21 protein-coding genes and 1 rRNA gene are annotated in these 21,019 nt (G+C 49.5%); 21 read left to right on the top strand and 1 reads right to left on the bottom strand.

Annotated features, from left to right (window positions below; all coding sequences use genetic code 11):
- The 9 genes from rrf to pssA all read left to right on the top strand — a co-directional run.
- A 5S ribosomal RNA gene (gene rrf / locus ACFORK_RS27785) occupies positions 1-96 on the top strand; the annotation flags it as partial.
- Positions 97-508: 412 nt separating this feature from the next.
- The gene (locus ACFORK_RS27780; RefSeq protein ID WP_379205251.1) at positions 509-1,684 is read left to right on the top strand and encodes a GNAT family N-acetyltransferase; all 1,176 of its coding nucleotides are present in this window, start codon (positions 509-511) and stop codon (positions 1,682-1,684) included.
- Positions 1,685-2,074: 390 nt separating this feature from the next.
- Positions 2,075-2,536, top strand: coding sequence for a CtsR family transcriptional regulator (locus ACFORK_RS27775; protein WP_379205249.1), 462 nt, complete (start codon positions 2,075-2,077; stop codon positions 2,534-2,536).
- Between the two features lie 30 nt (positions 2,537-2,566).
- Positions 2,567-3,091, top strand: a complete 525-nt coding sequence (gene mcsA / locus ACFORK_RS27770) for a protein-arginine kinase activator protein McsA (protein ID WP_379205247.1) — start codon at positions 2,567-2,569, stop codon at positions 3,089-3,091.
- Positions 3,092-3,119: 28 nt separating this feature from the next.
- Entirely contained in the window at positions 3,120-4,184 is a 1,065-nt protein-coding gene (gene mcsB / locus ACFORK_RS27765; RefSeq protein WP_379205245.1) for a protein-arginine kinase McsB, read from the top strand.
- 36 nt (positions 4,185-4,220) lie between these two features.
- Positions 4,221-6,689: an ATP-dependent protease ATP-binding subunit ClpC gene (clpC, locus tag ACFORK_RS27760; protein WP_379205243.1), complete on the top strand. Its 2,469-nt coding sequence runs from the start codon at positions 4,221-4,223 to the stop codon at positions 6,687-6,689.
- 271 nt (positions 6,690-6,960) lie between these two features.
- A complete protein-coding gene (radA, locus tag ACFORK_RS27755) occupies positions 6,961-8,328 on the top strand; it encodes a DNA repair protein RadA (protein WP_175370366.1) in 1,368 nt (455 codons plus the stop codon).
- A 13-nt stretch (positions 8,329-8,341) separates the two neighbouring features.
- A complete protein-coding gene (gene disA, locus ACFORK_RS27750) occupies positions 8,342-9,415 on the top strand; it encodes a DNA integrity scanning diadenylate cyclase DisA (RefSeq protein ID WP_379205240.1) in 1,074 nt (357 codons plus the stop codon).
- Between the two features lie 65 nt (positions 9,416-9,480).
- Complete coding sequence (gene pssA / locus ACFORK_RS27745; protein WP_379205261.1) at positions 9,481-10,218, top strand: CDP-diacylglycerol--serine O-phosphatidyltransferase; 738 nt, start codon at positions 9,481-9,483, stop codon at positions 10,216-10,218.
- Positions 10,219-10,439: 221 nt separating this feature from the next.
- On the opposite strand, the gene ACFORK_RS27740 is transcribed toward pssA, so the two are convergent.
- Complete coding sequence (locus ACFORK_RS27740) at positions 10,440-10,835, bottom strand: nucleoside triphosphate pyrophosphohydrolase family protein (protein WP_379205238.1); 396 nt, start codon at positions 10,833-10,835, stop codon at positions 10,440-10,442.
- 212 nt (positions 10,836-11,047) lie between these two features.
- On the opposite strand from ACFORK_RS27740, the gene ACFORK_RS27735 reads away from it, so the two are divergent.
- The 12 genes from ACFORK_RS27735 to secE all read left to right on the top strand — a co-directional run bounded on the left by ACFORK_RS27735 (position 11,048) and on the right by secE (position 21,019).
- Positions 11,048-12,136 carry a PIN/TRAM domain-containing protein gene (locus tag ACFORK_RS27735; RefSeq protein WP_379205236.1) on the top strand — a complete coding sequence of 363 codons (1,089 nt, stop codon included), beginning with the start codon at positions 11,048-11,050 and terminating at the stop codon, positions 12,134-12,136.
- 96 nt (positions 12,137-12,232) lie between these two features.
- The gene (gene ispD, locus ACFORK_RS27730; protein WP_379205234.1) at positions 12,233-12,931 is read left to right on the top strand and encodes a 2-C-methyl-D-erythritol 4-phosphate cytidylyltransferase; all 699 of its coding nucleotides are present in this window, start codon (positions 12,233-12,235) and stop codon (positions 12,929-12,931) included.
- The gene (gene ispF, locus ACFORK_RS27725) at positions 12,928-13,416 is read left to right on the top strand and encodes a 2-C-methyl-D-erythritol 2,4-cyclodiphosphate synthase (protein WP_379205231.1); all 489 of its coding nucleotides are present in this window, start codon (positions 12,928-12,930) and stop codon (positions 13,414-13,416) included. Before ispD ends, ispF begins: the two co-directional genes overlap by 4 nt.
- A 51-nt stretch (positions 13,417-13,467) precedes the next feature.
- Positions 13,468-14,931 (top strand): glutamate--tRNA ligase, encoded by a 1,464-nt coding sequence (gene gltX / locus ACFORK_RS27720; RefSeq protein ID WP_379205259.1) that lies wholly within the window; start codon positions 13,468-13,470, stop codon positions 14,929-14,931.
- A 600-nt stretch (positions 14,932-15,531) separates the two neighbouring features.
- Positions 15,532-16,227 (top strand): serine O-acetyltransferase, encoded by a 696-nt coding sequence (gene cysE, locus ACFORK_RS27715; protein ID WP_066367735.1) that lies wholly within the window; start codon positions 15,532-15,534, stop codon positions 16,225-16,227.
- Between the two features lie 53 nt (positions 16,228-16,280).
- A complete protein-coding gene (gene cysS, locus ACFORK_RS27710; protein ID WP_379205228.1) occupies positions 16,281-17,687 on the top strand; it encodes a cysteine--tRNA ligase in 1,407 nt (468 codons plus the stop codon).
- Complete coding sequence (locus ACFORK_RS27705) at positions 17,684-18,121, top strand: Mini-ribonuclease 3 (RefSeq protein ID WP_379205226.1); 438 nt, start codon at positions 17,684-17,686, stop codon at positions 18,119-18,121. Before cysS ends, ACFORK_RS27705 begins: the two co-directional genes overlap by 4 nt.
- A 37-nt stretch (positions 18,122-18,158) precedes the next feature.
- Positions 18,159-18,920 carry a 23S rRNA (guanosine(2251)-2'-O)-methyltransferase RlmB gene (gene rlmB, locus ACFORK_RS27700; protein ID WP_379205224.1) on the top strand — a complete coding sequence of 254 codons (762 nt, stop codon included), beginning with the start codon at positions 18,159-18,161 and terminating at the stop codon, positions 18,918-18,920.
- A 3-nt stretch (positions 18,921-18,923) separates the two neighbouring features.
- Positions 18,924-19,445 (top strand): NYN domain-containing protein, encoded by a 522-nt coding sequence (locus ACFORK_RS27695; protein WP_379205222.1) that lies wholly within the window; start codon positions 18,924-18,926, stop codon positions 19,443-19,445.
- A gap of 166 nt (positions 19,446-19,611) precedes the next feature.
- Positions 19,612-20,256, top strand: a complete 645-nt coding sequence (sigH, locus tag ACFORK_RS27690; RefSeq protein ID WP_066367714.1) for an RNA polymerase sporulation sigma factor SigH — start codon at positions 19,612-19,614, stop codon at positions 20,254-20,256.
- Positions 20,257-20,656: 400 nt separating this feature from the next.
- Positions 20,657-20,806, top strand: a complete 150-nt coding sequence (gene rpmG, locus ACFORK_RS27685) for a 50S ribosomal protein L33 (protein WP_076099620.1) — start codon at positions 20,657-20,659, stop codon at positions 20,804-20,806.
- A gap of 21 nt (positions 20,807-20,827) precedes the next feature.
- Positions 20,828-21,019 carry a preprotein translocase subunit SecE gene (secE, locus tag ACFORK_RS27680; protein ID WP_379205219.1) on the top strand — a complete coding sequence of 64 codons (192 nt, stop codon included), beginning with the start codon at positions 20,828-20,830 and terminating at the stop codon, positions 21,017-21,019.

The raw sequence follows: 21,019 nt of genomic DNA, 5'->3' as shown, positions 1-21,019 counted from the left end.
GTTCCACGCGTACCCATCCCGAACACGACCGTTAAGCCCTCCAGCGCCGATGGTACTTGGACCGAAGGGTCCTGGGAGAGTAGGACGCCGCCAAGCAATTCAAACCATTGTTGAGTTTTCAACAATGGTTTTTTGCGTTGTGCAGACCTGTGGAAATGTTGTGGATAATTTGAGAAAAAGACAGAAAAATTACACACATGTGGACACAATGTTGCAAAGTAGATTGTCTCATTTTTGTGGATACAATGCATATTTAAATGGTATCGTCAAGTAAAAAGGTCAGTAATACACGGTTTTTGTGGATAAAAACTTGAATATGTGGATAAAATCCGGTAAATCGGGGATAACTCTTGGGATAGATGAGGTTTAATCGTTAAGAAGAAAGTTTCGAAGTATAGAGTTGTGGATAAGTTGTTGATATACTCTGATTTTTTCACTGAAATAGCAATGAAAGTCGGATGCCTGTATACTCACATTAGATCGATTATTGTACAGATGAGGTGAGTTAATGGAGATCAGGCAATTGAATTCCACTGAATTTGAGGATAGCGTAAGCTTATCCCAATATGCTTTTCAGTATAAACTTTCCATCGAAGATAGAAAAAAGAAACAAGAAAGATTCAAACCGGAACGGATTTGGGGAATCTTTGAGGATGGTAGTCTTAGCGCAATGCTGACGCTGCTCCCACTGCAGGTCAACTTACAAGGCCGTACCGTGTCTATGGGGGGAATTGCCGGTGTATCCACATGGCCGGAAAATCGCAGACAAGGCCTTGTAGCTCAATTGTTGTCTCATACGCTAGAGACGATGAATGAAGCCGGACAAACGTTGTCCTTTTTGCACCCTTTCCTGATTCCATTCTATCGTAAATTTGGCTGGGAGATTTATTGTGAGACCAAGAATTATACGATTCCTGTCTCGCAGTTCCCTCGAAAAATTGACGTTAAAGGTAGTGTCCGCCGCGATGTGCGCGAGGACCTTGAGAAGCTTGAACAATTATATGAGCGTTTTGCCTCCCAATATAATGGAACTCTGGTTCGCAGCAAAGACTGGTGGGAACATTCCGTGCTAAATGAGAATACACATCATGCGGTCTTTTATTCGTCAGAAGGTGATCCAGAAGGGTATATCCTGTATAGGGTAGAGAATAGAGAGTTGATTATCAGGGAGTTTGTTTATCTGAATGAAGCCTCGCGGCAAGCTCTATGGACCTTCTTGGCTAATCATGACTCTATGGTGACTGGGGCATCGCTAAAGTTTGTTCCAAGTGATGATATTCTGCCTTTCCTGCTGCCGGATCCCCGAATTACCCAGGAGAACCATCCTTATTTTATGGGCCGCATTGTGAATGCTAAGGCTTTTGTAGAGGAGTATTCATTTAATGAATTCGCTCTTTCTGGTCAGTCAAAGGTATTCATCGAGGACCAGCATGCACCGTGGAATCATGGACTTTGGGAATGGCAGGTTACAGATCGAGGGGCGGCGTCTTTGAAAAAGATTGAAGGCGAGCACTCGCAAGGGGATGTGGTCCTCGATATTGGAACATTAACGGTACTGCTGCTCGGCTATAAGCGTCCGGCAGAAATGGCTAAGGTAGGCAGGATAACCGGTAGTGAGACAGGAGTACAATGGCTGGAGGATATTATCCCGGTACAGAAGACCGCTTTGTTTGACTTTTTCTAATCCTAATCATTCATATAAAGACTCAAGCTCTTTCATGGCAATCGCTGTGGAAGAGCTTTTTACATCCCACAATGAAACGATTTTACGCTCAAGCTTCGAATACAATGATCACATTTTGTAAAAAATAAGAGTAGGCACTTGGCATTGCAAAAAAATATGTTATAATATTAAAAAAGTCAAAGAAAGTCAAAGTCAACGCAAACCAAAATAAGAGGTGTTTGAACTTCCCACTGACTTACAAGGTATGTAACTTCGAACGCTAAGGTCACACTATAGTGTTTGTACCTTATCATGAAGTGGCTATGATGGTCAGGATTCTTTGATTGGACTGTTGGCACTCTTTCAATGGCAATATTGCAACATCAAGAATGGAATACTGGAGGATGAGTGATGCGTAATATCTCCGATATTATCGAACAATATCTGAAGAATATTTTGCATGAAAGTCCCGAAGGTACGGTGGAAATCCAGCGAAATGACCTGGCGGACCAGTTCTCATGCGTGCCGTCACAGATCAACTATGTCATCAGTACACGCTTTACTCTGCAAAAAGGGTATATCGTGGAGAGCAAGCGCGGAGGCGGCGGTTATATCCGGATTCAGCGTTTTGAGCTACCCCAGAATGTGGCTTTGCATACTCATCTGAATCACACAATTGGGGCCGGAATTGACCAAAATACTGCCGAAGGGCTAATTTATCAGCTGGAGGAAGCCCGTTTTCTGAGTCAGCGGGAAGCATGCCTTATGCGTGCTGCCATTTCTCGGGAATGCCTGACAGTTAAGCTTCCGTACCGGGATGAGATTCGTGCCAAGCTTATGAAGGCTATGCTAATCTCTTTACTGGGCAAATAAACGTCAATCCCAAGGGAGGGACTGTACCTCATGTTATGCCAGGAATGTGGCGCCAAGCCGGCAACGCTCCATTTTACCAAAATCGTGAATGGAGAGAAGACGGAATTTCATATTTGTGAGAGCTGCGCGCGGGAAAAGGGAGAACTGATTCCGGGAACAGCCGGAGGTTTCTCTATTCACAGTTTGCTCTCTGGTCTGCTTGATCTCGAAGGGGCAGGTAAGGAGAAGACTGCGGCAGCGAAGACCACACAAAGTCTGCAATGCGAGAATTGTGGAATGACTTACTCCCAGTTCAGCAAACTTGGCCGCTTCGGCTGCAGTTCTTGTTACAAATATTTCAACAATGCCTTGGACCCGCTATTCAAGCGTGTGCATGGTAGCACAGCACATGTGGGCAAGATTCCGAAACGCGCTGGAACTCGGATCGTCTTCAGACGTCAAATCGACGAGTTGAAGCTGCAGTTGCAGCAGAGTATCGCCCAGGAAGAGTTCGAGACCGCGGCTCAATTGCGGGATCAGATTCGTGAGCTTGAAAAAGAAATCGCACAAGAGTAAAGTCTTTGATATATAGGGGGGATATGACATGTCAAGTCTCCGTTTTACCGAAAAAGCACTTAGTGACTGGATGCGCAGCGACGGTGACCATTCTGAGATTGTCATCAGCAGTCGTATGCGAATCGCCCGTAATTTGCAGCATCTCCCTTTCCCTCTACTTGCATCTGCCGAGCAATCGGAAGAGGTATTGGAACAGCTTAGTCCTGTGTTTCAGGGAGAGGCGGCAGCAGATTTTGGCACCTTTCAGCTATTGAGGCTGGATGATCTGGAGGAGCTGGATAAGAAGGTACTGGTGGAGAAGCATCTTATCAGTCCCAATCTCGCCAATGATTCTCGCGGCGGAGCCGTAATATTGAACGAAGACGAGTCGGTCAGCATTATGATCAATGAAGAGGATCATTTGCGGATTCAGTGTCTTTTCCCCGGACTTCATGTCAAGGAAGCATGGGAGCGTGCCGCAGCCATTGACGATATCTTCGAGGCTTCGGTGAATTACGCTTTTGATGATAAAAGAGGATACCTCACTAGCTGTCCAACGAATGTTGGAACAGGTCTCAGGGCTTCCGTGATGCTGCACTTGCCAGCTCTCGTCATGACGCATCAGATTAACCGCATTCTCTCGGCAGTGAATCAGGTGGGATTGACCGTAAGAGGAATTTATGGTGAAGGCAGCGAAGCAGTAGGGAACATCTTTCAGATCTCCAATCAAATTACCCTTGGACAAACTGAAAGTGAGATCATTGAGAACCTGCATAGCGTAGTAACTCAGATTATCGAGCATGAACGAAATGCCCGTGAGCGTCTGCTGGCCGATTCAGCGCTGCGGATTACCGACCGGGTGATGCGTTCTTACGGTATTTTGTCCTATGCAGCAGTGATGGAACTCAAGGAATCTGCTCAACGTCTGTCGGATGTCCGGCTTGGTGTTGATCTGGGTATCCTAGAAGGACCATCGCTCTCCGTGCTTAACGAGCTGAATGTCAAGACACAGCCTGGATTTTTGCAGAAAATGTTTGGCGACGAGATGACATCTACTGAGCGCGATATGTATCGGGCGAAGCTGCTCCGCGAAACATTGGGATCACAACATTAATCATAGATATTTAATATTCATGGAGGTGCAGGAGATATGATGTTTGGAAGATTTACGGAACGCGCACAAAAAGTGCTTGCTTTGGCGCAGGAAGAAGCCGTTCGTTTGGGACACAACAATATTGGGACAGAACATATTTTGCTTGGGCTTATTCGCGAAGGAGACGGAATTGCCGCAAAAGCATTAATCGGTTTGGGTCTGGGTCTTGAGAAGATTCAAGACGAAGTGGAAACACTGATTGGCAGAGGCCAAGAACAGCCTACGAACATTGCTTATACTCCTCGCGCCAAAAAAGTTATCGAGCTGTCGATGGACGAAGCCCGCAAGCTGGGTCACACGTATGTCGGCACGGAGCATATCCTGCTCGGACTTATCCGTGAAGGAGAGGGCGTAGCAGCCCGCGTACTCAACAACCTGGGCATTAGCCTGAACAAGGCCCGCCAGCAAGTGCTGCAGCTTCTGGGCAGCAGTGAGGCGGCTTCCAGCCACAGTGGTACTCCAGCTAATGTTAGCACACCAACGCTGGATGGTCTGGCCCGTGATTTGACGGCCTATGCCAAGGATGGCAACCTTGACCCGGTTATCGGCCGAAGCAAAGAGATTGAGCGTGTAATCCAGGTGCTTAGCCGTCGTACCAAGAACAATCCGGTGCTGATTGGTGAGCCTGGGGTAGGTAAGACAGCTATTGCTGAAGGCCTGGCTCAGAAAATCATCAACAATGAGATTCCCGAGACCCTACGTGACAAACGTGTCATGACCCTGGATATGGGTTCCGTAGTGGCCGGTACCAAATACCGCGGTGAGTTCGAAGACCGCCTGAAGAAAATTATGGACGAGATTCGTCAAGCAGGTAACATCGTGCTCTTCATCGACGAGTTGCACACTCTGATTGGTGCAGGTGGGGCGGAAGGTGCTATTGATGCCTCCAACATCTTGAAACCGGCCTTGGCCCGTGGAGAGCTGCAGTGCATCGGGGCAACCACGCTGGACGAATACCGCAAATATATTGAGAAAGATGCTGCCTTGGAGCGCCGCTTCCAGCCGATTACGGTGGATCAGCCTTCTCCAGAGGAAGCTGTACAGATCCTGTTCGGACTGCGTGACCGTTATGAAGCTCACCACCGTGTGAAGATTACGGATCAAGCGATAGTTGAAGCAGTTAAGTTGTCTGACCGTTACATTCCAGATCGGTTCCTTCCGGACAAAGCGATCGACCTGATCGACGAAGCAGGCTCTAAGGTAAGACTCAATTCCTACACGATTCCGCCGAATCTGAAGGAACTGGAAAGCCGCCTGGATGATATTCGCAAAGAGAAGGATGCTGCGGTACAAAGCCAGGAGTTCGAGAAAGCGGCTGCGCTGCGCGATACCGAACAGAAAATCCGCGAGGAACTGGATACCACTAGGAACCAGTGGAAAGAAAAGCAAGGCCGTACCGATTCCGAGGTTACGCCTGAGGATATCGCTCAGGTTGTGGCTATCTGGACCGGCATTCCGGTTAGCAAGCTGAAAGAAGAAGAGACCGACCGCCTGCTGAACATGGAAGCTCTGCTTCATGAGCGTGTAATCGGCCAGGATGAAGCCGTGAAGGCTGTGAGCCGGGCACTCCGCCGGGCACGTGCGGGTCTGAAAGATCCGAAGCGTCCAATGGGCTCCTTTATCTTCCTCGGACCAACCGGTGTAGGTAAGACTGAGTTGGCTCGTGCGCTTGCTGAAGCAATGTTCGGCGACGAGAACGCGGTGATCCGGATCGACATGTCGGAATACATGGAGAAGCACTCCACGTCCCGTCTGGTCGGAGCTCCTCCAGGGTATGTTGGATATGAAGAAGGCGGACAACTGACTGAAAAAGTACGCCGCAAGCCTTACTCTGTTGTCTTGCTAGATGAGATCGAGAAGGCGCATCCGGAAGTATTCAACATTCTGCTGCAAGTGCTTGAAGACGGTCGTCTGACTGACTCTAAGGGCCGGGTAGTCGATTTCCGCAACACACTGATCATTCTGACCTCCAATGTTGGGGCACAGGCGATCAAGAAGAATTCGACGCTTGGATTCACCGCTGTACAAGATGCGGGAGCGGATTACAGCAATATGAAGGGCAAGGTTATGGAAGAGCTGAAGAAGAGCTTCCGACCTGAATTCCTGAACCGGATTGACGAGATCATCGTCTTCCACTCTCTGGAAGAGAAGCATATTGCCGAGATCGTGACCTTGATGTCCGACGAGCTGCGCAAGCGGCTGCGTGAATATGATGTTGAATTTGTCCTTACAGATAAGGCCAAGGCATTCCTGGCCAAAGAAGGATATGATCCTGCCTTTGGTGCTCGTCCGCTTCGCCGGGCGATCCAGAAGCATATTGAGGATCGTTTGTCCGAGGAATTGCTGAAAGGCAATATCCAAAAAGGAGATTCGCTGACCATTGATGAGGTTGATAACGAGCTTGTCGTCAACCGGGAAGTTAAGCCGGAAAACCCGTCATTGGAAAAAGAAGTAGAAGCTGAATAAGAATTATTATACAAAAGCCCTCAATTCTCCGATAAGAGAATTGGGGGCTTTTTTTAAATAGTTCCGGCTGAAACGGATACCGTCACTTAGAGGACGGCAAAGCCGGTTCTACTTGCGCGGAAGCATTCTTTTTAGGAAACTCGCTAATCCTAACGGAAACCGGGGCAAATCGCTTTCGGAATAGCCTTTCGTTCAAGGGTCAGAAATGGTAAACTTTTATTGGCAGGAAATATTCTGCTTTTTACAAAAGTTCCGACAGTAAGGAGAAGTCATGGCCAAAGCGAAAACAAAGTTTTACTGCACCGAATGCGGGTATGAATCGCCCAAATGGTTTGGGAAATGCCCAGGCTGCCAGGCGTGGAACTCCATGGTGGAGGAAACAGAAAGCGTAGTCAAAACCCAGGGCATGAGCGCCCCTATTTTTCATAGTAAAGAAAAAGCGCAGTCGATCATAAATATAGAAAGTGACAAGGAGCCGCGTATCCTGACAGGCATTGGCGAACTCAACCGTGTCCTGGGGGGCGGCATTGTGCCCGGCTCACTGGTGCTGGTGGGCGGCGATCCCGGTATCGGGAAATCCACGTTACTACTGCAGACTTCACATGCTTTAACGACGCAGGGGCTGCGTGTGCTGTATATCTCTGGGGAGGAATCGGTGCGCCAGACCCGTCTGCGAGCGGATCGCCTCGGGGCGTTGTCAGGTGAGCTATACGTGCTATGTGAGACCAACATGGAAAGCATTGAGGAAGCGATAGAGCAGATCCAGCCGCAGTTCCTTGTTATTGACTCCATTCAGACCGTATTTTTACCAGAAGTCACGAGTGCACCCGGCAGTGTTACGCAGGTTCGGGAATGTACGACAAGATTCATGCGAATCGCCAAAATCCGCGGGATTGCCACAGTGCTTGTAGGGCATGTCACCAAGGAGGGGGCTATCGCGGGACCGCGGATGCTGGAGCATATGGTGGATTGCGTGCTGTATTTCGAAGGGGAGCGCCATCATACGTACCGGCTGCTCCGGGCGGTCAAGAACCGCTTTGGTTCTACCAATGAGATCGGCATCTTCGAAATGGGTGAGGGGGGACTCGTTGAAGTCGAGAACCCTTCCGAGCTTTTCCTGTCAGAACGCCCGCTTGGAGTAGCGGGATCGACAGTCGTGGCCAGCATGGAGGGCACCCGGCCGGTACTTGTGGAGCTGCAAGCCCTTGTTGCAGCGACACATTTTCCATCTCCGCGGCGTATGTGCACCGGGATGGATCACCAGCGTATGGCGCTGATCATCGCTGTACTGGAGAAACGGATGGGCATGTTCTTACAGAACCAGGATGCCTATCTTAACGTAGCCGGTGGTGTGAAGCTGGATGAGCCAGCGATTGATCTCGCCGTGGCAGTCAGCATCGCCTCCAGCTTCCGGGATATTTCGACTAAACCGTATGATGTATTCTTCGGGGAAGTTGGTCTTACCGGTGAGGTGAGAGGTGTGTCGCGTGCGGAAACACGTGTTAAGGAAGCTGCGAAACTTGGCTTCCGGCGGGTCATCATGCCTGAGAAGAGCATGAAAGGATGGAAGCACCCGCAGGATATTCAGATTATTGGCGTCAGCACCGTAGCAGATGCACTATCGGTCGCGTTAGATTAGGGGGCACAGGGACATGAAAGAAAACCTATCAGATAATATGAATGATCTGCTCAGACTGGCGGCACCCGGTACACCTTTCCGGGAAGGGCTAGAGAACGTACTACGCGCTAAGACTGGCGCGCTTATCGTCGTTGGATACAGCCCAGAGGTGATGGCAGTCGTAGACGGCGGATTCTCCATTAATTGCGATTTTTCGCCAAACTATTTGTATGAATTGGCCAAGATGGACGGTGCTATTATCCTAAGCGAGGATCTTAAGCGGATACTGTATGCCAACACACAGCTAATCCCGGACTCCTCGATCTCCTCCATTGAGACAGGAATCCGCCACCGGACCGCTGAACGCGTAGCCAAGCAAACGGGGAAATTGGTGGTTTCCATCTCCCAGCGTCGGAATATTATTACTCTGTATCAAGGCTCTATCCGTTATGCCCTGAAGGAAATTGGCGCTATTCTTGCGAAGGCCAATCAAGCCATTCAGACACTGGAGAAGTACAGAGCGGTACTAACTCAAGGACTGACCAACCTGTCCGCTTCCGAATATGAGGGGATTGTGACCGTAGCGGAAGTGGTTGGAGTTATCCAGCGGGTAGAAATGGTACTGCGGATTAAAATGGAAATCAAACGCTACATCAACGAATTGGGCAATGAAGGCCGTCTGATTAGCATGCAGATGGAAGAACTGGTCGGAAATACAGAGGAAGAAGCATGGCTTTTATACAGAGACTATGCAAGGGAAGAGCAAGAGGAGAAAATCCGCGAAATTATTGCCGGGCTTAAACGCGCGTCGGACGATGAACTGATGGACGATAACCATATCGCTCGCCTGTTGGGTTATTCCTCCACAGCCGTTGCTTCGGAAGAAGTGGTGACACCACGCGGTTACCGCCTGCTTAACAAAATTCCGCGACTGCCGAATGTGATCATTCACAATCTGGTGGAGCGCTTCGAGATGCTCCCTAATCTTATGACGGCCAGCATTGCGGAATTGGACGAAGTTGACGGGATCGGCGAGGTGCGAGCTCGCAATATCCAAGAAGGGTTAAAACGTTTGCAGAAACAAGTGCTTATTGACAGACAAATGTAAATATCATACAATCACGTAATATTGGTGACGTAGAGGCTCAAAGTTAGAATGTAGAGGTGAAGAATTTGATACAAAAATCAATTCCGAGTCTGTTTACCATCGGTAACTTGATGCTCGGAATGTTCGGGATCATGATGGCGCTGGATGGCAATGTTAGCATGGCCGCGATCATGGTTATTATTGCAATGCTACTTGACGGCCTGGATGGCCGTGTGGCTCGTGCCCTTAAGTGTGAGAGTGAATTCGGCAAGGAGCTCGATTCATTGTCGGATATTGTGTCATTCGGGGTTGCTCCCGCTTTGATCATGTATATGACGAGTTTGCAGAACCTCAATTCGGCATTAGGATGGACGGTTGCTGCCATTTTCCCGGTGTTCGGCGCACTCCGCCTGGCCCGTTTTAATGTACGCCCGGGAGTTCCCGGCTATTTTATCGGTTTGCCAATACCTGCCGCTGGTGGCGTTGTTGCCACTCTGGCGCTTTTTCATAAAGATGTGTCCCCTGGATTCATGATTGTGGCGACATTGCTCTTATCTTATCTGATGGTAAGTACGGTGAAATACCCGAATTTCAAAAAAATTGGTCTGCCCAAGAAAGCTATTATTGGTGCGCCGCTGGTGATTGTGGTTGCCGTGGCCGTAGCCGTGATTTTCCCTGAGCAAATTGCCAAGCTGATCTTCGTGCTGCTGGGTCTTTATGCGTTATACGGCTTCAAGCAGAATCTCGATCGTTTGACAGCAAGACGCCGTCACCGTCGCAGAAGACGATCCGAAGATAAAGTGTATCATTCCAAGAACGGCTAACAGCGGGAGCCTGCGGTTACTGAGTAGAATATAACTGTATGAGAAAGACTTTGCGGTCCTGAATGGACAGCAGAGTCTTTTTTTTCGTAAATGCAAGAAAACGGATACCGTCCACTGAAGGGGGATATCCGTTTTCTTGTTATATGCGGAACCTTATAAAATGGCGGTGTTTCGAAACATGAATTACACAGGGGAAGTGAAGACGGCACCATTGCTTGAGGTCAGGATAGATTGAACAATCCCAACGTTGCGCATTTCTGCGATTCCTTCTCTACAACCTCGTCCATGTTGATATCAAGTAAATTACAGAGGGCAGACATATAAAACAACTCACGGCCCAGCTCCGAGCCGATAACTTCCCGGCAATTCTCACACAGATGTCCCTCTACGTGGGTACCGGCAAGTTCTTTAGCATGCTCTAGCCCAGCACCGGGCTCAAAAACCTGTTTCGTGGCATGTAGCTGTATGCAGCCGCATTCTGTGATGGCTTTGACAACGGCGCGGTTGACGGATGCGCTGCTCTGTCCGTTCTTGGACAGCACATCCAGCAGACTACGGTGACGGAGCAGCAGTTCGGAGACTTGATCCTGAAAGGCCTGTAAACTTAGTGCGCTCATTTCCATTCACCCCTGGGTTCGTAATTGAGTTCATTATATGACAGGGCATCCACTATTTTCAACCCGGAAGTAAGACATCCCGTTGTAATTCCCCTGCATAAATACATTGCGTAGAAAAAATAACTGCACCTGCGATTATCGTCCTAAAAATTGGAACATACTGGTGAGGAATACAGCATTTTAGGATGAATATAGAAGGAGGTGCGCGAGTGATGTGGAAAAAGTTAATTTTGTCCTTCGTCGCAATTTGCGGGGGCTGGGGCGGTTATTCGTTATATCATGCGGCAGAAAGAAGTTTTCCTATAGGTGCAGGGAGATTGGCAAATAGCCTGCCGGTGGAGGGAAGTATTTTATTCGCGGTGCTGGGAGCCATTATTTTTCTGATTGCGGGAACGTTGAGCGCAGAATGGGTAGGTATTAAGCTGCGGGAGGCGGTCCAGTTCTGCTCACGTGTACCGATGAATGAGCTGGCCGCAGGGGCTGCTGGTTTGACCGGAGGTCTGGTGCTGTCGATCTTACTGCATCCCGCTCTGGGCTGGCTGGGAAAGGCCGGACAGCTGCTTCAGGTAGTTGCTACGATTGCCTTGGGATATATGGGGATGCGGATCGGGCTGGAGAAGAAGCAGGAGCTGGCCACCCTGTGGACGAGCGGTCGCTTCGGACAAGCGGACGAGCCAGAGGGCCGTGGGCTGGAGGAACATAAAATTCTGGACACCAGTGTTATCATTGACGGACGGATTGCCGATATCTGCAAGACAGGATTTATCGAAGGAACGATTGTCATTCCTGAATTTGTTCTGGAGGAGCTGCAGCATATTGCTGACTCTTCTGATCTGCTGAAGCGCAACCGCGGACGACGCGGACTGGACATTCTGAACAAAATCCAGAAAGAGCTGGATGTCAAAGTCCTGATCTATGAGGGGGATTTTGAAGAAATCTCCGAGGTGGATAGCAAGTTAGTCAAGCTGGCCAAGGTGTTGCGAGGTAAAGTTGTTACCAACGATTTTAACTTGAACAAAGTATGTGAGCTTCAGGGAGTATCCGTGCTTAATATCAATGATCTTGCCAACGCAGTGAAGCCAGTCGTGCTGCCCGGAGAAGAAATTGTTGTGCAAGTCATCAAGGATGGTAAGGAGCATGGTCAGGGAGTGGCTTATCTCGATGACGGAACGATGATTGTCGTGGAAGGCGGACGCGAATATATTGGCACGACGATGGAAGTTCTGGTGACCAGTGTTCTTCAGACCTCCGCTGGACGGATGATCTTTGCTAAGCCGAAGCTGCTAGAGAAGGCGCAATAACCCTGAACATCTGCTAGTGCAGGCTCTGAAATGGGTTGGAAATGCCCGTCAAACACGTTATGATGGGGGTATACGTGAAAGACAGGAGCTTAGGGGATGTCAAACAGTGTAGGCGCCGTGATTGTGGCGGCAGGCAAAGGAACACGGATGGGAACAGCAGAAAGCAAGCAGTACTTGCTGCTGGAGGGCAAGCCGATTGCTGTACATACGCTGGAGGTGTTTCAGCGGCATGAGCGGATCTCGGAAATCGTCCTCGTTACCGGGGCTGAGGATATGGAGCGATGCCAGGAATGGATAGCTGCTTATAAGCTGGACAAGGTTAAGATGATTGTTCCAGGCGGTTCCGAGCGACAGCACTCGGTGTACAGAGGGCTACTGCAACTGAACACCGAATGGGTAATGGTTCATGACGGTGTCCGGCCGTTCGTGCATCCTCGCGAGATTGAGGCCTGTTACCAGCAAGCACTTCAGAGCGGAGCCGCTGTGCTGGCTGTTCCGGTCAAGGATACGATCAAGCAGGTGGACAGCGGAGGGACCGTGGTGTCTACGCCGGATCGGCGAAGTCTGTGGGCGATTCAGACCCCGCAGACTTTTCGTCTGTCTGATTTGCTGATGGCCTATGAAACGGCGGAGCAGGATGGGTTTCTCGGTACGGATGATTCCAGTCTGGCCGAACGCGCCGGTATTGCCGTGTCTGTAGTAGAGGGTAGCTACAGGAATATTAAGATTACCACGCCTGAAGATCTTGATTTTGCGGAATTCACAGAAAGAACCAGGGGAGAGGGAGACAAATGATTGCTGTAGGACAAGGGTTTGACGTGCATCAGTTGGTGGAAGGAAGGCCATGCATTATCGGTGGAGTAACCATTCCATATGAAAAGGGGCTGCTGGGTCACTCTGATGCCGACGTGCTGCTGCACGCGGTCAGCGACGCTATCTTGGGCGCACTGGGACTTGGAGATATCGGCCGCCATTTTCCGGATACCGATCCGGCTTTCAAAGACGCTGATAGCTTGAAACTGTTGGAGCAGGTGTGGGCGCTTGCACGGGAGCGGGGATACAAGCTTGGGAACATCGATTCCACTATTATTGCCCAAAAACCGAAGATGGCACCGTATATTCCACAAATGACGGAAATTATCGCGCGTGTACTGGGTGCAGAGAGCACTCAGGTCAACGTTAAAGCAACCACCACGGAGCAGCTCGGCTTTGCCGGACGCGGTGAGGGGATAGCAGCGCAATCTATTGTCTGTCTGCTTAAAGATGTGATATCATCATGAGATGGCTGAACCAGGAATTTTATTTTTAACAACATGAGCGGAGGGATTGAAATGGCGGATGAAATCCGGGTGCGTTACGCACCGAGCCCTACGGGACATTTACATATCGGAAACGCCAGAACGGCGTTATTTAATTATTTGTACGCCCGCAACAAGGGTGGGAAATTCATTATCCGGATCGAAGATACGGACGTAAAGCGCAATATCGCCGGTGGCGAAGAAAGCCAGCTGAAATACTTGAAGTGGCTCGGTATTGAGTGGGATGAAAGTATTGATGTAGGCGGCGAATACGGCCCTTACCGCCAGACGGAGCGGCTGGATCTGTACCGTGTTCACTGGCAGGACTTGCTGGACCGTGGATTGGCTTATCACTGCTATTGCACGGAAGAGGAGCTGGAGGCAGAACGCGAAGAGCAGACAGCTCGAGGCGAGACTCCGCGCTATTCCGGCAAGCATCGTGATCTGACCGAGGAGCAACGCCTTGCGTTTGAAGCCGAGGGACGTGTAGCCAGCATCCGCTTCCGGGTGCCGGAAGACCGGACGTACACTTTTGATGATATCGTTAAAGGCAGTATTTCTTTCAATACGAAGGAAATGGGCGACTTTGTTATTGTGAAAAAAGATGGGATTCCAACTTACAACTTCGCGGTTACCGTGGACGACTATCTGATGAAAATCTCGCATGTGCTGCGCGGGGAAGACCATATCTCCAACACGCCGCGCCAGCTGATGATTTATGAAGCACTGGGCTGGGAAGCGCCGCTATTCGGACATATGACGCTGATTGTGGGCGAGAACCACAAGAAGCTCAGCAAGCGTGATGAATCGGTTATCCAGTTCATTGAGCAGTATGATAAGCTCGGATATCTGCCGGAAGCGCTGTTCAATTTTATTTCTCTCCTCGGCTGGTCGCCGGAAGGGGAAGAGGAAATCTACAGCAAGGATGAACTCATCCGCATCTTTACGTCGGACAGATTGTCCAAGAGCCCTGCTGTGTTCGATACAAACAAGTTGGCCCACTTGAACAACCATTATATTAAAAATGCTGATCCGAAGCGGATTGCCGCGCTGGCTATTCCTCATCTGCAGCAAGCGGGAAGACTTCCTGCTGAACTTAACGAAGAAGAGCAAGCCTGGGCGGAAAGCCTTGTTGCCCTCTATCAGGAGCAACTGGTGTCCGCTTCCGATATCGTAGGCCTGTCAGAGCTGTTCTTCCGTAGCCACCTGGAGCTGGAAAGTGAAGCCGTGCAGGTACTGGCGGAAGATACAGTCCCTGTAGTGCTATCTGCATTCCTGGCAAAGGTCGAAAACACCTCCGAATTTAATGCAGCTCATATCGCTGCCTTAATCAAGGAAGTGCAGAAGGAGACCGGGCATAAGGGCAAAGCGCTATTCATGCCGATTCGTGTCGCATTGACTGGACAAACTCATGGCCGTGATCTCAATGCTACCATTGCCCTGCTGGGTCAAAATCGGGTTATTGAACGCTTGAAATCGCAGATTAAAGGCGCCTAAGCGTTGCTGGGTGATTGCGGACTGCCCCTTGTCAGTCCTTCATCTTTTCGCTAAGATAGAAGAATACTATTAATAGCTATGATCAGGAAAAGTACGTGCAATAAGGCAATTGCCAGAGAGAATAACCGCGAAGAGTTCAATCTTTTCAGGCTGAGAGTTATTCATTTGTCTGCCACGGAACATGCGCCTGTGAGCTGCACGGCTGAGCGTCCTTTTGCAAGGGTCCGTTAGGCTGCGCCGGTACGTCCCCGTTATGGACGTCAAGGGGGACGAAGAACCGCTGCTATTGATATTCACGGCAGCCTGGAATCCGTCCAAGCAGAGTGGAACCGCGTTTTAACGTCTCTGCAGCGTTATGCTGCAGGGACGTTTTTTATTTGATTTTTCCATTAGGGTGTACAAATGATTGTTCGTGTACGGACAGTCAAATCAGTGAATGCGGCATATGCTGGAGCAGAGAGTTAGTGAAGGAATTGGAACATTTGCCGGATAGGTCTTATAGAAGCTTTTTATAGAGAGACCGGGTGTTGTTCCAGAAGACATTATCTTCCGCGCAGACCTGTAAGCAGGAGGCAAGGAAGTCAAGAGAAGGGGAGCGCGATGTTTAAGCATATCAAGTCGGACATTCGGGCCGTTTTTGACAATGATCCCGCAGCCCGAAGCTGGTTTGAGGTTGTCTTCACCTATGCAGGTCTGCACGCTATTTGGGGTCATCGGCTCGCTCATTATTTTTTCAAGCGTCATTTTTATACACTCGCGCGCATCGTGTCGCAATTCAGCAGATTTATGACCGGCGTGGAAATTCACCCTGGGGCTGTCATCGGCAACAGGTTGTTTATTGACCATGGCATGGGCATTGTCATCGGGGAGACCTGCGAGATTGGTGATGATGTCATCATCTATCAAGGGGTCACGCTGGGGGGAACAGGTAAGGAAAAGGGCAAACGCCATCCTACAATAGGTAATAATGTAGTCATTGGTTCCGGTGCGAAGGTATTAGGATCCTTCCGAATCGGCGACAATTCCAATATAGGCTCCAATGCGGTCGTCCTGCGCGAAGTGCCGAACAATAGCACAGTTGTAGGGAATCCGGGCCGTGTGGTCAAACGCAACGGGGAACGGGTATCTGATCGGCTCGATCATACGAAGATGCCAGACCCGCTTGTCGATTCACTTCGCTTCTTGCAGAAGGAGATTGAAGAAATACGGGAGCAGCTGGGCGGTACAGAAGACAAACAGAAGGCCGAGCAGCGGCGTCTCGAAAGCCAGCAGTACATTGGCGATTATGAAATTTAAGTTTACCGGTATTCAAAAGGGGATCCGGCGATAACAGAAGGGATTGGAATGAGATGGCTTTGCAAATTTACAACACTATGACGCGCAGCAAGGAACAGTTTGTGCCTCAGGAACCGGGCAAGATAAAAATGTACGTATGCGGTCCTACCGTATACGGGTATATGCACATCGGCAATGCCCGGCCGGTTATCGTATTCGACACGGTTCGCAATTATCTGGAGCAGCTCGGCAACGATGTTCAGTATGTTACGAACTTCACAGATGTCGATGACAAGATGATCCGCAAGGCGGAAGATATGAACATTACGGTGGCTGAAGTGGCGGAGATGTTCATAGCCGCTTATTACGAGGATCTTAAGGGACTGGATGTCAAGCCGGCCACACTGAATCCACGTGTAACGGATAGTATGGGGATTATCATCGGATTCATTAAGGATCTTGAAGATAAGGGCTTTGCGTATGAAAGTGGCGGGGACGTGTTCTACCGGACGGCCAAGTTCAAAGATTACGGTAAGCTGTCGCGTCAGAACCTGGAGGAACTGCAGTTTGGGATTCGGGTGGAAGTGGACGCCCGCAAGGAGAAACCCGAGGATTTTGTACTCTGGAAAGCGGCGAAGCCAGGAGAAGTATCTTGGGAGAGCCCATGGGGAGCGGGTCGTCCAGGCTGGCACATTGAGTGCTCGGCTATGGCACGCGAGTTCCTTGGTGACACTATGGATATCCACGGTGGTGGACAGGATTTGCAGTTCCCGCACCATGAATGCGAATGCGCACAGACTGAGGCCCTGACTGACAAGCCGTTGTCTAACTACTGGATGCATAATGGTTTCGTCAATATCGGAGACGAGAAAATGTCGAAATCACTCGGAAACGGCCTGCTGGTAAAGGATATCCGTGAGCGCTTCAAGGCGGGAGCGATCCGTTACTTCATGCTTTCCACACACTATCGCAATCCGCTAAATTTCACGATGGATGCGCTGGCCTCAGCGGAGAAAAGTGTGGAGCGGATTTCGGTTGCGGTAAGCAATGTGAAGCATCGTTTGGAACTAGCTGGAACTGTGAACGGCGCTACGGCTAGCAAGGAAATCAACGACAAGTTGGACGGTATTCTGGCGGTGTTCCATGCTAAAATGCAGGATGACTTCAATACGCCGGATGCCATTACGGCTGTATTCGATTGGGTGAGCTTGGCGAACCTGACCTTGGCGGATAATAACGCTGCTGCTGCCGATCTGGCTGCGCTGCTGAAGGCCTTTGATGAGATGAATACAGTATTGATCCTGACGTCTGAAGTGGAAGAAGAAGTAGCGGGCGAGGAAGTGGAGCGGCTGATTGCTGAACGGGCAGAGGCGCGCAAGAACAAGAATTGGGCTCGTTCCGATGAAATCCGCGATGAACTGAGCGCTATGGGAATCCTCCTTGAAGACACTCCGCAGGGAATGCGGTGGCGGCGTAAATGAGTGATGAAGAAACATTGAACATAGAAGGATGGTTTCCGTATGATCCATCCAAGCCGGTGCGGCTCCTCTCACCTATCGTACTAGCGTACGTAGGTGATGCTATTTATGAGGTTGCCGTCCGGCAATACCTTGTATCCCTGCCGAATCTGCGGCCGAATCATTTGCATCGTACGGCAACGGGACTGGTGTCGGCCAAGGCGCAGTGTGCCATTCTTGCACATCTGGAGCCGGTGTTGACTGAAGAAGAGCAGGATATTGCCCGCCAAGGACGGAATGCAAAGTCGGGATCGATCCCGAAAAATGCGAATGTGTTGGAATACCGCCATGCTACGGCTTTTGAATGTTTGATCGGGTATTTATACTATACGGGACAGCAGGCAAGATTACAGGAAATTGTGCACATCGGCATAGAGTTTATGCAGAACCGGCCATGATCTAGTAAGGAATGACCACAAACAGGAGGCAATAAAAATGGAAGAATTGAAAACAGAAGAAGAAATATTGGCCGGAAAGCATTCTGTGCTGGAGGCGCTGCGTGCAGGACGTACTCTGAATAAAATATGGATTGCCGAAACTGCGCAAAAGCATCTGACCGCGCCAATCGTGGCTGAAGCCCGCAAAGCGGGGATTGTGATTCAGCATGTGGACAAGCGTAAGCTGGACCAATTAGCTCCAGGTGTGCAGCACCAGGGTGTAGTAGCACAAGCGGCGCCGTTTGCGTATGTAGAGGTTGATGACTTGCTGGCCGCGGCTGCGGCTAAAGGTGAAGCTCCTTTTCTCATTTTGCTAGACGAGATCGAAGATCCTCATAACCTCGGTTCCATTCTGCGTACTGCGGATTGCACCGGCGTTCATGGTGTGATTGTACCGAAGCGCCGCTCTGCGCAAATTACGGCGACGGTGTCCAAAACTTCGGCTGGTGCGGTGGAATATGTTCCGGTAGCGCGCGTGACTAATCTTGGACAAACTATCGATCGCTTGAAAGAACAGGGAATATGGGTTGTGGGTACCGACGTCGATACCGATCAGGATCTGTATGCTTCGGATATTTTCACAGGACCGGTAGCTGTAGTAATCGGTAATGAGAACAAGGGAATGGGTCGTCTGATTCGGGAAAAATGCGATGTGCTGCTCAAGCTGCCAATGTCCGGGAAAATCAATTCCCTTAACGCTTCCGTTGCTGCGGGCGTAGTGATGTACGAAGTGCTGCGCCGCCGCCGTCAGCAGGGATAGCCTATGGCCGACTGGCGCGATGTGCTGCTTGTAGACGGATATAACATGATTGGCGGCTGGCCGGAGCTTGCGGCATTGTCGATGAAGGGGATGCAGGAAGCGCGCGATCGACTTCTGGATCTGCTCGCGGATTATCAGGCATATTCGGGCCGCCGGGTTATCGCCGTTTTTGATGCTTACCGGGTTCCGGGACTGGGGCGTTCGTTCGTGCAGGGCAAGGTACAGGTCTACTTCACGAAGGAAAAAGAAACAGCTGATGAATGCATAGAGCGGTTGGTCGGTGAATTCAGTCACCGTCGCCGGCAGATCTATGTAGCCACCAGCGACTTTGTGGAACAGCATGTTATTTTTGCACAAGGAGCACTTCGGGTTTCGGCAAGGGAATTACGGCTTGAAGTGGAAGAGAATCAGAAGGAAGTCAAGAAAGCCATAGAACCGGGGAGCACAGGTTCAACCCGTCATTCCCTGGAGGATAAATTGCCACCCGATGTACGCAGCAGGCTGGAAAATTGGCGGCGGCAATGAAATAATACGGAAATTGACCCGGATATGTCATTGTAAACCCATATTATGCTATTCATGATTGATTTTGGGGAAACTTCGGTTGACGTTTTTAGGTAACATAATATATACTGTTCGTATATTTCGCGAAGTAACGATGTGTCTTGCGTTGCAGCCGGGGGGATTCTTGGTGAGTGTCGACCTCAAGGAAATAATGCTGTCTGAGTATGATTTCATAAGCGATGAAGATATTGTCGAGGCTTTCCGTGGTGGCGACAGTGGCGCATTGGAGCATTTGATTAACAAATACCGTAATTTTGTACGTGCCAAAGCGCGTTCCTACTTTTTGATCGGGGCTGACCGCGAAGATATTGTCCAGGAAGGCATGATCGGTCTGTACAAGGCCATTCGTGATTTCAAGGGAGACAAGCTTTCTTCTTTCAAGGCTTTTGCAGAGCTGTGCATCACTAGACAGATTATTACTGCGATCAAGACGGCAACTCGTCAGAAGCATATTCCGCTCAATTCTTACGTATCTTTGGACAAGCCCATTTATGATGAAGACTCCGACCGGACACTGATGGATGTGATCTGTGGGTCTCAGGTGCTTGATCCCGAAGAGCTGATTATTAATCAGGAGGAATTCATCGGGCTGGAAGACAAGATGGCGGAGATCCTTAGTGATCTGGAGCGTAAAGTGCTGATGCTCTATCTGGATGGCCGCTCCTATCAGGAAATTGCCGAGGACTTGAAGCGACATGTGAAGTCGATCGATAATGCTTTACAGCGAGTGAAGCGTAAATTGGAAAGATATCTGGAAGTGCGTGACAATTGATGATATAATGGACAGGAGAGACTCGGGTAAACGAGTCTTTTTTTAGTGGGATTTTAATTTCCGGTTGATTATTTTGTTATAGTTACCGGAACGGAAGATTCTTAACTTTTGCAGCAAAATGCTAGAATGCCGTGCAGACAGGTTTATTCGCAGTCGGAATGCTCCATAATGATAAGGATGACAGCGATAACCAGTGGAAAAGACAAGACCAAAGGCAGGGTACAACACGTGACGATAACACCCGGAAATACCCAGTGCAGAAGGGCAATTCTTTCGTTGACACAGGCCTTGACATTATGCTAAAGTGTTTTAGGTAGGCCTAAATTCGCGGCATTTTTTAGGATCAATTTTGCGTCTTCTAATTTTACCGTTAGAAGGACGTCTTCGGGAGGTGCACATCATGCGGGTAATTATCACTTTGGCTTGTACAAGTTGCAAACAAAGAAACTATGCGACAACCAAAAACAAGCGAAATCACCCCGACCGCATGGAGATGAAGAAATTTTGCAAGTATTGTAACTCGCAAACTCCTCATCGCGAAACCAGATAGTCTTTGGGAGGTGTAGTCGGCGTGAAACGTAGTTTCAAGTCTATGTTTTCCTTTTTCACTGAAAGCTGGAGTGAACTCAAAAAAGTTCGCTGGCCTAGTCGTAAGGAATTGAAGAACTATACATTGATCGTTGTTGGTACAATTATAGTTGTCGCTATTTACTTCTGGGTTCTGGACATCGGTATTTCCGCTGTGATTGAAGCGATTATTTAG

Source organism: Paenibacillus sp. GCM10012306 (assembly GCF_042649265.1).
Classification (GTDB): Bacteria; Bacillota; Bacilli; order Paenibacillales; family Paenibacillaceae; genus Paenibacillus_AQ.
This window is presented reverse-complemented; position numbering and strand designations above follow the sequence as displayed.